This is a genomic window from Streptococcus cristatus (assembly GCF_003944225.1).
GTDB classification, from domain to species: Bacteria; Bacillota; Bacilli; order Lactobacillales; family Streptococcaceae; genus Streptococcus; species Streptococcus cristatus_K.
This window is the reverse complement of sequence record NZ_RJPN01000015.1, coordinates 1-12112: the sequence shown is the minus strand read 5'-3', so window position 1 is coordinate 12112 and position 12112 is coordinate 1. Positions and strand designations below refer to the sequence as shown.

Annotated in this window: 11 protein-coding genes; 7 read left to right on the top strand and 4 right to left on the bottom strand. The window is 42.1% G+C overall.

Annotated elements, in window-relative coordinates:
- The 5 genes from D8797_RS10195 to D8797_RS09890 all read left to right on the top strand — a co-directional run.
- Nucleotides 1-3067, top strand: a 3067-nt coding sequence (locus D8797_RS10195) for an SHIRT domain-containing protein (protein ID WP_185780867.1), incomplete at its 5' end; no start/stop codon positions are given.
- A gap of 186 nt (nt 3068-3253) precedes the next feature.
- Nucleotides 3254-4087: a fatty acid kinase binding subunit FakB gene (gene fakB, locus D8797_RS09905; protein WP_125380510.1), complete on the top strand. Its 834-nt coding sequence runs from the start codon at nt 3254-3256 to the stop codon at nt 4085-4087.
- A 110-nt stretch (nt 4088-4197) separates the two neighbouring features.
- On the top strand, nt 4198-4473 hold the full coding sequence (gene hbs, locus D8797_RS09900; RefSeq protein ID WP_005589527.1) for a non-specific DNA-binding protein Hbs: 276 nt from the start codon (nt 4198-4200) through the stop codon (nt 4471-4473).
- Between the two features lie 199 nt (nt 4474-4672).
- Nucleotides 4673-5374: a DUF4947 domain-containing protein gene (locus D8797_RS09895; RefSeq protein WP_125380509.1), complete on the top strand. Its 702-nt coding sequence runs from the start codon at nt 4673-4675 to the stop codon at nt 5372-5374.
- A gap of 70 nt (nt 5375-5444) precedes the next feature.
- Nucleotides 5445-6716 carry a TRZ/ATZ family protein gene (locus tag D8797_RS09890; RefSeq protein ID WP_125380508.1) on the top strand — a complete coding sequence of 424 codons (1272 nt, stop codon included), beginning with the start codon at nt 5445-5447 and terminating at the stop codon, nt 6714-6716.
- Between the two features lie 121 nt (nt 6717-6837).
- Here the strand turns inward: D8797_RS09890 and D8797_RS09885 are convergent, their stop codons facing one another.
- Nucleotides 6838-8031 (bottom strand): L-lactate MFS transporter, encoded by a 1194-nt coding sequence (locus D8797_RS09885; RefSeq protein ID WP_125380507.1) that lies wholly within the window; start codon nt 8029-8031, stop codon nt 6838-6840.
- Nucleotides 8032-8371: 340 nt separating this feature from the next.
- Here D8797_RS09885 and D8797_RS09880 point away from each other — a divergent pair, with 340 nt between their 5' ends.
- Together D8797_RS09880 and D8797_RS09875 are read left to right on the top strand one after the other, a co-directional pair.
- On the top strand, nt 8372-8824 hold the full coding sequence (locus tag D8797_RS09880; RefSeq protein ID WP_125380506.1) for a Fur family transcriptional regulator: 453 nt from the start codon (nt 8372-8374) through the stop codon (nt 8822-8824).
- Nucleotides 8825-8975: 151 nt separating this feature from the next.
- The gene (locus D8797_RS09875; protein WP_061910762.1) at nt 8976-9668 is read left to right on the top strand and encodes a phosphoglycerate mutase; all 693 of its coding nucleotides are present in this window, start codon (nt 8976-8978) and stop codon (nt 9666-9668) included.
- Nucleotides 9669-9768: 100 nt separating this feature from the next.
- Here D8797_RS09875 and D8797_RS09870 read toward each other — a convergent pair whose 3' ends face one another.
- The 3 genes from D8797_RS09870 to D8797_RS09860 form a co-directional block, all read right to left on the bottom strand.
- The gene (locus tag D8797_RS09870) at nt 9769-11058 is read right to left on the bottom strand and encodes a DUF6161 domain-containing protein (RefSeq protein WP_125380505.1); all 1290 of its coding nucleotides are present in this window, start codon (nt 11056-11058) and stop codon (nt 9769-9771) included.
- Nucleotides 11059-11075: 17 nt separating this feature from the next.
- Nucleotides 11076-11396 carry an NgoPII family restriction endonuclease gene (locus D8797_RS09865; protein WP_260471229.1) on the bottom strand — a complete coding sequence of 107 codons (321 nt, stop codon included), beginning with the start codon at nt 11394-11396 and terminating at the stop codon, nt 11076-11078.
- Nucleotides 11397-11556: 160 nt separating this feature from the next.
- Nucleotides 11557-12112, bottom strand: a 556-nt coding sequence (locus tag D8797_RS09860) for a transposase (protein ID WP_142999733.1), incomplete at its 5' end; no start/stop codon positions are given.

Below are 12112 nucleotides of genomic sequence, written 5' to 3'. Positions count from 1 at the left end.
ACAACCATCTCAAACCACCTACACAGACCCAGTGAATGATGGCACTTGGACTTTCAAGGGTTATGACGCAGCTAATGCAGTTGTCAACAAGTCCGATGTAGCTTTCGTCGGTAAGTGGGCCTTTGAAGCCAAGAAGTATCAAGCCACTTATCGTTTCGAGAGCGAGACAGCAGATAAAGCTCTTCCAGCAGCCATCGCAGCATTGACACCAAGCGACAGTGCAACATATGTGAATGGTGCCTCTGTTTCNGCTCAACAACCATCTCAAACCACCTACACAGACCCAGTGAATGATGGCACTTGGACTTTCAAGGGTTATGACGCAGCTAATGCAGTTGTCAACAAGTCCGATGTAGCTTTCGTCGGTAAGTGGGCCTTTGAAGCTAAGAAGTACCAAGCTACTTATCGCTTCGAGAGTGAGACAGCAGGTAAGGCTCTTCCAGCAGCCATCACATCATTGACCCCAAGCGACAGTGCAACTTATGAGAATGGTGCCTCTGTTTCCGCTCAACAACCATCACAAACCACTTACGCCGATACTGTGAACGACGGCACATGGACCTTCAAGGGCTATGACGCATCTAGCGCCGTTGTCAACAAGGCCGATGTAGAATTTGTAGGTAAGTGGGCCTTTGAAGCTAAGAAGTACCAAGCTACTTACAGCTTCGAGAGTGCTACAGCAGATAAAGCTCTTTCAGCAGCCATCGCAGCATTGACTCCAAGCGACAGTGCAACTTATGTGAATGGTGCCTCTGTTTCCGCTCAGCAACCATCGCAAGCGACCTACACAGACACAGTGAACGATGGCACATGGACCTTCAAGGGCTATGACGCAGCTAGCGCCGTTGTCAACAAGGCTAATGTAGGGTTTGTAGGTAAGTGGGCCTTTGAAGCCAACAAGTACCAAGCTACTTACAGCTTCGAGAGTGCTACAGCAGATAAAGCTCTTCCAGCAGCCATCGCAGCATTGACTCCAAGCGACAGTGCAAGATATGTGAATGGTGCCTCTGTTTCCGCTCAGCAACCATCGCAAGCGACCTACACAGACACAGTGAACGACGGCACATGGACCTTCAAGGGTTACGACGCAGCTAGCGCCATTGTCAACAAGGCCAATGTAGAGTTTGTAGGGAAATGGGCCTTTGAAGCCAACAAGTACCAAGCTACTTACCGCTTCGAGAGCGCAACATCAGGTAAGACTCTTCCAGCAGCCATCGCAGCATTGACTCCAAGCGACAGTGCAAGATATGTGAATGGTGCCTCTGTTTCCGCTCAGCAACCATCGCAAGCGACCTACACAGACACAGTGAACGATGGCACATGGACCTTCAAGGGCTATGACGCAGCTAGCGCCGTTGTCAACAAGGCTAATGTAGGGTTTGTAGGGAAATGGGCCTTTGAAGCCAACAAGTACCAAGCTACTTACCGCTTCGAGAGCGCAACGGCAGGTAAAGCTCTTCCAGCAGCCATCGCCGCATTGACTCCAAGCGACAGTGCAACTTATGTAAATGGTGCCTCTGTTTCCGCTCAGCAACCATCGCAAGCGACCTACACAGACACAGTGAACGATGGCACATGGACCTTCAAGGGCTATGACGCAGCTAGCGCCGTTGTCAACAAGGCTAATGTAGGGTTTGTAGGTAAGTGGGCCTTTGAAGCCAACAAGTACCAAGCTACTTACAGCTTCGAGAGCGCAACGGCAGGTAAAGCTCTTCCAGCAGCCATCGCCGCATTGACACCAAGCGACAGTGCAACATATGTGAATGGTGCCTCTGTTTCAGCTCAGCAACCATCTCAAACCACCTACACAGACCCAGTGAATGATGGCACTTGGACTTTCAAGGGTTATGACGCAGCTAATGCAGTTGTCAACAAGGCTAATGTAGGGTTTGTAGGTAAGTGGGCCTTTGAAGCCAATAAGTACCAAGCTACTTATCGCTTCGAGAGTGAGACAGCAGGAAAAGCACTTCCAGCAGCCATCACAGCATTGACCCCAAGCGACAGTGCAACTTATGAGAATGGTGCCTCTGTTTCAGCTCAGCAACCATCCCAAACCACTTACGCCGATACTGTGAACGACGGCACATGGACCTTCAAGGGCTATGATGCAGCTAGCGCTGTTGTTAACAAGGCTGATGTAGAGTTTGTAGGAAAATGGGAATTCAAAGCAAATCCGAAAAATGCTGAAACTTATACGCCTCAGGTAACGGAAGAAACTATCAAGGTTGGAGACAAACCAAACTTGATCGATAATGTGACGAACTTGTCAAGCCTTCCAGCTGGTACTAAGGTAGTTGATATCACACCTACGGGTCAAATAGATACTACAAAACCAGGTACTTATAGCGGTACAGTGCGTGTTGATTATCCGGATGGTTCTTCTACTGAAGTTCCTGTACCAGTTAATGTTTTGCCTGCACCGGTAACTGAAAACTATCAAGTGACTTACAGCTTTGAAAGTGCGACAGCAGACAACAACTTGCCAGCAGAAGTATTGAGCTTACTTCCACAAAGTGGGACATATACTACAAGTTCTTCTGCAGCGATTGCTTTTGTTCCAGAAGCACCGATGCCTGTAGAAGTTTCTGTTGCAAATGGTACTTGGAAATTCCTGAGCTATGAAAAAGTGGAAGAGGGAACAAGTTTGACTTTCATAGGAAAATGGGCCTTTGAAGCGAAGCAAGTTCCTAGTCCTCAACCACAACCACAACCGGAACCAGCACCGCAGCCGAAACCAGAACCAGCGCCACAACCGCAACCGGTTCCGAAACCAGAACCTCAGCCAAGACCAGTTCCACCAGTGACTCCAGAAGTGAAGCCAGATCAAGAGACTGATTTAGCAGCTAAAGTTCAAACGGATCAGTTAGCGAAGAAGCCTGAAAGCAAACTTGTTTCAAATGCTAAGCCAGCTGTTCCAACTCCAGCAGGAGATAAGGCTAAACAAGCGACCTTACCAAATACAGGTAGCACTGCTCCAGTTTCAATCGTGGGAGTAACGACAAGTGCTCTTCTTGCGGGTCTAGGATTCATGATTCTTGGTCGCAAGCGCAAAGATGATGAGGCTTAAAAGGGTATCTCCTTGATGTGATCTTTAGCTAGTGCCTCAATCAAATCATTAAGGGTCTTCTAAGTAGTGTTTGACTTAGAAGGCTCTTATTTTTCTGAGATTTATGGATTAAGCTAAGATTGATTCACAAAAACTTAGGATTTTTTGGTATAATAGACTCAATAATAGGATAAAAGTAGGGAAAATATGACAAAAATTAAAATTGTGACAGACTCTTCAATTACGATTGAGCCTGAACTAGCAAAAGATTTGAATATTACAATAGTTCCTTTGACAGTCATGATTGACGGTGTAGTCTACTCGGATTCCAATTTGAAGGAGGGAGAATTTCTTCAGTTGATGAAGTCTAGTAAAAATCTGCCCAAGACCAGCCAGCCACCAGTTGGAGTATTTGCTGAGGTTTTCGAAGATTTGTCAGCGGAAGATGTCCAAATTATCTCGATTCACATGTCTCATGCTTTATCTGGCACCGTAGAGGCAGCTCGTCAGGGTGCTACCTTGGCCAAGGCTGATGTAACGGTTGTCGATAGTTCTTTCACGGACCAAGCGATGAAGTTCCAAGTCGTTGAGGCTGCTAAGATGGCAAAAGCTGGAGCGACTTTGGAGGAGATTTTAGAAAAACTTGAGGAAGTCAAAGCCAAGACAGAACTATACATTGGCGTATCAACCTTAGAAAATTTGGTCAAAGGTGGCCGTATCGGCCGTGTGACTGGTTTGATTAGCTCGCTTTTAAATATTCGTGTCGTCATGCAGATGACAAATCATACCTTGACTCCTATTGTCAAAGGAAGGGGCGCTAAAACCTTCAAGAAATGGCTGGATGACTTGAAAGAGTCTCTGAAAGAGAAGGAAATTGAAGAAATCGGAATTTCCTATGCGGGTGGACCAGAATTTGCCAATCAAATGAAGGAAGAGTTACAAGAGTTTGTTGAAAAACCAATCCCTGTCTTAGAAACAGGTTCGATCATCCAAACTCACACTGGAGAAAATGCATGGGCCGTTCTAGTTCGCTATAAATAGAGTAAATTATTTGTAAAATGTCTGCTTAAGACTTGACCTAGACGCTTTTTTTAGATATGATAATATCTGTTAGGGTTATTAACCCAGAAAAAAATTGGAGGATTTGTTAAATGGCTAACAAACAAGATTTGATCGCAAAAGTAGCAGAAGCTACAGAATTGACTAAAAAAGATTCAGCAGCAGCAGTTGACGCTGTATTTGCAGCAGTTACAGAATACCTTTCAAAAGGTGAAAAAGTTCAATTGATCGGTTTTGGTAACTTTGAAGTTCGTGAGCGTGCAGCACGTAAAGGTCGCAACCCACAAACTGGTAAAGAAATCACAATCGCAGCTTCTAAAGTTCCAGCTTTCAAAGCAGGTAAAGCTCTTAAAGACGCTGTTAAATAAGACAAAAACCAAAAGCCTACTGCATCAGCTTCCTAGCTTGTGCAATAGGTTTTTTCTTATGTTTTGGCATAACATCAATCATTTTTCCTAAGCTTCTAGAAGACACAGTATTTGTTTGTTAGAGAAGACAGCAAAAATCAGGATGCTCCTCCTGCTCAATTTAAAATATGATATAATGTAACTAAGAAATGGAGGTACTATGTATTTTAAAAAAGTAATAACCTTTTTAACCATGCTTGCAGCTATCATGGCTTTGACAGCTTGCTATTATCCAAAGAAAAGGATTCCTAGGTCTGAATCCTCTTCTGTCCAAAAGGTGAAAATACCAAAGAAATCAGAATCGACGAAAGCTACAGGCTCCAGTCAGCAAGAAAAATCAAAGAGTAGCCAGACTTCATCATCTAGTGCTCCAGCTTCTGAGAGTAAGGCGACAAGTTCGCCAGATGAAGTAACGGATGGCTTGCCTCAAGATGCACAGTCTGCCAATAAAGACAAGATCTATGCAACAGGTAATGCCAAGGTGTATTATCGTTCTTTTGAAGGAGGATTTAGTGCTCAAACGCCTGATTTCAAAGGCTATACAGAGGAGCAAGTCAAAAAGGTTCTTGGCGAGCCAGAGGCTGTCATAAAGGATCTAAACTATATTAAAGACACTTTTAAAGCTCAGGAGTTAGAAAATATAAAAGAGCTCTATCGAGGTCAGCATGTGACGGAAGAGCAGGCAAAGGCTTTCTATGTAACAGCAGCGGATATTGCACAGGCAGCTAGCTTGAACCAAGACTATCAGTTGGAGAGTGACTATATTTTATATAGCTATAAGCAACATAGAATTAATCTGATTTTCTCTAAAGGAGAGTTGTATTATATGACTCCCAATCCTGATTATCTTTATTTTAAATAATCTTGGAAAGTTCTTGCGCTAGTTTACTAGGCTTGCTATAATAGCTAAAACGAAATGAGAAGGAGCAAGGATGAAAGCTTATACGAATGTCAATCTGGTGACCTGTGACAGCGCATTTCATGTTTATCGGGAAGGCTTGTTGGTCGTGGAAGATGAACGCATTGCCTACTGTGGTCCCCATGACAAGGCTTGGTTAGAACAATGCAGCGAGCTAGTGGATTATGAAGGAGCATGGATCATGCCAGGGCTTGTCAACTGCCATACTCACTCGGCCATGACCTTGCTACGTGGGATTCGTGACGATAGCAATCTGCACGAATGGCTGGAGGACTATATTTGGCCAGCAGAAAGTCAGTTCACGGCGGATCTAACGACCGAGGCTGTCCAACTGGCTCTGGCTGAAATGCTCCAGTCAGGAACAACGACTTTTAACGATATGTATAATCCGCAGGGAGTGGAGATTGACCGGATTTATCAGGCTGTGCGGCAGTCTGGTATGCGCTGCTATTTCTCACCAACCCTATTTAGCTCAGCAGCTGAAACAGCAGCAGAGACTCTGGCTCGTACACGGGCGATTATTGAGAAAATCCGCTCCTACAATGATGAAGATTTTCAGGTCATGGTGGCGCCTCATTCGCCTTATGCCTGTGACGAAGAGCTACTTAAGGGCAGTCTTGAGCTAGCGCGTGAGCTGGACTTGAAGCTTCATATCCACGTGGCAGAGACTCAGGAAGAAAATAAAATCATCCTGGAGCGCTATGGTAAACGGCCTTTGGCTTTCTTAAAAGGCCTGGGGTACTTGGAGCAACCAGCTATTTTTGCTCACGGGGTTGAGCTGAATCCGTCAGAGATTGCAGATTTAGCGGCATCTCCAGTCAGCATCGCCCACAATCCTATCAGCAACCTCAAGCTGGCTTCTGGTGTAGCTCCGATAACAGACTTTCTAGCTGCTGGGGTGACCGTTGGCTTAGCGACGGACTCTGTTGCTTCCAATAATAGTCTGGACATGTTTGAAGAGGGTCGGACAGCAGCTCTCCTTCAGAAGATGCGAGCAGGTGATGCAACCCAGTTTACGATCGAGCAGGCCTTGAAAACTTTGACCATTGAAGGAGCAAATGCGCTGGGATTGGATAACAAAATTGGCAGTCTGGAAGCGGGTAAGCAAGCCGATTTCATTGCCATTCAGCCTAAGGGACGACTTCACCTCTATCCTTTGGAAAATATGCTGTCGCACCTAGTATACGCAGTCAAGGGTAGCGACGTTCAGGATGTCTACATTGCTGGGCAGCAGGTTGTCCGAGACGGCCAAGTGCTGACCGTTGATCTAGAATCGTTCCGTTAAAAAGAAAAGCCGAGTTTGTCTCGGCTTTTATGCTAGTCAGGGGAGCTCTTGTCAATTTTTGCTGGCTAACAGTTTCTTTGTCAAAGAAAAACTCTGGGTTACCCCAGAGTTAGTAATAGTTTTAAGCTTTCTTTGATTTAGAAATATAGAATAATTGTAGAACGATACCAAGGAGTGCCATACCAATAACGATGTAGAAGGCCATTGAATAGTCTCCCTTGTTTGCTTGAGCAAGTCGAGCACCCAACTGTGGTCCGGCAATAGCTGCAACACCATAGGCCGTGAACATCCAGCCGTAGTTTGTACCGACATTGGCCACGCCCCAATTTTCGGCTGTAATACCTGGGAAAGATCCAAGGAAGCCACCGAAGGACAGGGCGACAAGCATGACGCCTAAGATTGCAAGGATGCTTCCCTCCCCTTTAAAGAGAGCGGTCAGCGCCAAGCCACCAGCAACAGCGCCAAACATGGCGATTACAGTAGGGTAGCGACCGATTTTGTCCGATACAGCTCCCCAGAAGATTCGTCCAAAAGTATTGGCAATAGAAACCAGCATAACGAATAGAGTTGCTTCTCCAACTAGTTTATATTGGTCAGAGATAGACGCTGCTGAGCCGATAATCATCATACCACCAGTAGCACCTAAAATGTAGATGAGCCACAGCAACCAGAAGTTGCCTTCGCGCAGCATTTCTTTGTGAGTTTTGCCTGCCGGTGCAGAACTTCCTGCTACTGGAGCAGCTGCTGGAGCTTTTTCCATGACAAGAGAAGAGCAGCAGATAACGACAAGTAGGGCAATTCCCAGAACTTTAAATGTAGAATAAACGCCCATTGAAGCGATGAGAGTTTTGGCAAGTGGTCCGATGATTAGTGGTCCAAGTCCAAAGCCAGCAGCGGTTAAACCACCCGCGAGCCCTTTTTTATCAGGGAACCATTTGGTAGCGACAGAAGTTGAAGCGCCATAGGCTGAACCGATACCGAGACCAAGGACAACCCCGTAGGTCAAGTAGAGTACAGGAAGAGAAGTTGCAAATCCTGTAGCAAACATACCCGCACCAAAGAGAATGCCTCCTAGAAAGACAAATTTCTTAGGGCCTAATGAATCGACTTTAGGTCCGAAAAGAATCATGCCGATTGGCACCATTGCAAAAGAGATACTGAAGGCTAGAGAGGTTTGAGCTTGCACCCATCCTTGGCTAGCATTGGCTTCCAGCAGCGCTTTTTGAAAAACAGACCAGGCGTATCCAGCACCTAAAGAAAGGTTGGTTAAGATAGCTGCTGCTAAAATGAACCAGCGATTTGGTGTTTTTTTCATAATGATATCCTCATTTATATATTTTTTCTAAAAAGTGATAGAAAACCAGCCGTATCCAAATGTTCTTCGGCATCTTTTCTGCACAGCAGATAGAATAGCAGAAGTTTGGTTACAGAATTTCTTACGATAAAACCGATATATCAAAATTAAGCGCTTACATATTTGTTAACATCTCTATCATATCGTGCTTTGAGGCAAAAATCTACTTAATTAAAATGAATAGGTCTATTAGGCAGATTAATATTTTTCCTTATTTACAATCATTCTTAATAGAAAATCTATGTTTGTCATGATATAATGGAAATAAGCTAGAAATGAATGTGGATGGAGTATAGAGAAGATGCATGAAGAGTATGAAAAGAATTATCAGGAAGTAATCGAACATCTGAGGCTGAAAGGTGTTCGAATCACAGAGACGAGAAAGGCCGTGATTGCTTTTATCATCAGCAGTCATGATCATCCTAGTGCAGAGATGATTTACCAAGCCCTCTTGCCTGAATTTTCCAATATGAGCTTGGCGACTGTTTATAACAACCTAAAAGTGTTGATTGATGAAGGATTTGTATCTGAGCTCAAAGTCCGAAATGACACGACGACCTATTATGATTTTATGGGGCATCAACACCTCAATGTCATTTGTGAAAAATGTGGTCGAATTGCAGATATGGACTTGGATTTGCCAGACGTTCAGCAGGAAGCAGCAGAGCAGACCGGTTATCAAATCACCAAGAGTCAGATGGTCGTTTATGGCATTTGTCCAGAGTGCGCCCAGCAAAAACAAGCAGCTAGCTAGAAGTCTTGAGTGAGAATTAATTTTTTTAAAAGTCTGAGCAAGTGGAAAATTTCACAAATATCTCACTGAGACTAGATTTTTGAGAGAAAATTTTGTAAAATAGAATAGATAAACGGGGCAAACCCCGGAAAATAAAAGGAGAATCCATCTAATGGTAAAATTGGTTTTTGCTCGCCATGGTGAGTCTGAATGGAACAAAGCTAACCTTTTCACTGGTTGGGCTGATGTAGATCTTTCTGAAAAAGGGACACAACAAGCAATCGACGCTGGTAAATTGATCAAAGAAGCAGGTATCGAATTTGACCAAGCTTATACTTCAGTTTTGAAACGTGCGATTAAAACAACAAACTTGGCGCTTGAAGCAGCTGATCAACTCTGGGTTCCAGTTGAAAAATCATGGCGCTTGAACGAACGTCACTACGGTGGTTTGACTGGTAAAAACAAGGCTGAAGCAGCTGAGCAATTTGGTGATGAGCAAGTTCACATCTGGCGTCGTTCATACGATGTATTGCCTCCGGCAATGGACCGTGATGATGAGCACTCAGCTCACACTGACCGTCGTTACGCTTCACTTGACGATTCAGTTATCCCAGATGCTGAAAACTTGAAAGTGACTTTGGAACGTGCCCTTCCATTCTGGGAAGATAAAATCGCTCCAGCACTTAAAGATGGTAAAAACGTATTCGTAGGAGCTCATGGTAACTCAATCCGTGCCCTTGTAAAACACATCAAACAATTGTCAGATGACGAAATCATGGACGTGGAAATCCCTAACTTCCCACCATTGGTATTCGAATTCGACGAAAAATTGAACGTAGTTGCTGAATACTACCTTGGAAAATAATTGGTGAAAAAGCTCTGCCTAAGGAAGTATGACATCCAGCAGTCTAAAAAAATCTGAGTTCAGACACCTTATAAAAGCATAAAACGGCAAATTGCCGTTTTTATTTTATATTCTTTGATAAAATAGCTAAAATTGTATCGCTATCATTTGAGGTATCTGTTTTTACTAGTCCTGTTTCAACTCTACTAAATAATGAGTTAATAATTATTAGTCGCTCGTCTTTATCGATGTCAGTTCCAGCATAAGTTAGAGATTGATAAAATCTCGTCAAAGCTGCTTTTTGTCGGTATTCAGTAGCCAAATGATGATTTGACATCACAATCTTTATCAACACTCTAACAATGTAGATAAAAAATGAAATGACCGAAATAAGTATAAATGACTCAGATATGAATGGAATCTCTTTTTTGATAACATTTAAAGAATAATCGTGTATCACGAGGACTAATATTACTGAAGCAGATATTAAAGCTAAGACTGCACCAATAAGGAAACATGTCCATTTGGTAGCTCGCTTTTGATGTTCTATAGCACGCTCATTCCAAAGTTGCTCTGGAGCCTCTAGAGAAAGCTTGTTTTTATATGTTTCTTCTAAATCTTTAAGCTTATTTTGCTTTTCTTTTTGCCAGTCGTTGAGAGATTTTTGAAATTCAGCAAACTCAGAAACTTTTTCATCGAATTGTTCCTGAATTTTATTATGTTTATCTTCTGTGAATGACGTAATTTCTCTATACTGTTCATCGGAGTCGTCTGAGATATCTTTCAACTTGCTAGCTAGAGGAGCTACTATATTTGTTTCAAAATCAGATATATTCTCTTTAATGTTTGAAAAGTTTTTTCTAAGTAAATATAGTGCTGGATAAAATACATATTGAGAGGTATTTGATAAATAACTACCTATAGCATTATTATACTTAGAGAGATAAATAAAATTTCTGATAGCTTCATTAAGATTATCTTGAGATTGTTGAGTATAGAAAGAAACGAAACTTTTTAGTTTACGAATTTCTGAATCTTTGTCAATAGGGGAACTTATTGACAATATGTATACCATCTTATCTTGTTCTATTGATTCACGACTACTTGATAAATTATAGTAAAGTTGTTCATTTATTTTCTCGATATTCAATTCTTCAAGCTCGAAGATATATTTTCTTATTAAATTAAACTTATCGCTCAAATTTTTCCAATTTGACATAAAATTATTGGGAGCTATGTCATAAATTGAACTCCAATAAGTAAGGTTACTTTTTATAATTTTTTCAAGCTCATCAAATGTAAAAAACTCTTCGTATTCGTGAAAATCAATTATAAAATCGCTAGAAATAGTGAATCTAAAGAGAATTTTATCATTTAGAAAATTTGATACTTGCTTTTTCGTAAAACTCATTATTTACCTCAATAGAGTTAAAAGTGAAAATTAATTTTCTTACAATCAATAAGTTGTGCAGGATTATTTGGATTTTTAACTTTTACATCAAGAATTGATAGATTGCATGTATTATTAGCTAAAGATAGTAGCTCATCTTTATTGTTAAAGTTATCAAAATGCTGTGATGATACTAATGCAAATAAGTTGAAATCAGCCTCTTCTACTGGGGTATAAATATATTTAAAAACAGTAAAAGGATTATCAAGTAGCCACATACCACGAATACGAAGACTTGTTATTCCTAATGGATCAATCTTATTTACTCGCCCAAGTGGCTCTTTTCTACCATCTGTCAAGTCTATCAAGGCTTTAAGTAAAAAAAGAGATAAGACAGTAGCTATTCTGAGGTTACTGTCTTATTTTTAACACTTTTTGATCCATAAAAGGGCATGCTAAAAAACACCTCATCTGGTATTTTTTGAAACAAGGTGTTACCATAATACGGCATAGACAGCCTTATCGATTTTGGGTCAAAGAATAATCGTAAAGTTTGTTATGCGTGATGAGGTAATACATTGTTCGAATAAGACGATGTATAGAGGCAATCGTATGTGACTTAGTTGAAGCTATTGTCGATTGTCTTTTTCGTTTCTCATAAAAGTCAGCGATATGGCAGGGATTGGTATGACTAGCTGAAGCGATGTTGTGAATGCACTTGAACAAGATTTTTCTGGCATAGGGATTACCTCGTTTAGTGATGTGTTCCTTAGCGAGAAAGTTCCCAGATTCATAGTGTCTGAGGTCAATGCCGATAAAAGCATTGATTTGATTGGCAGAGTGAAATCGACGAATATCTCCCAATTCGCCAATGATAGATGTCGCTGTGGTTTCTGCGATGCCAGAAATTGACCGTAAGATGTTATACTCTGGTAAAGGCTGAGCTAGAGCTACCATGTCGTTTAAGACAACTTGTCTGCGTTCAGAAAGACGAAGCAATTCTTGAGCATAGTAGCGAACCTCTTCAAGCATTGGAGAGGTTTTCTTGACCGCACAAAAAGATTGTTTAGCGAGT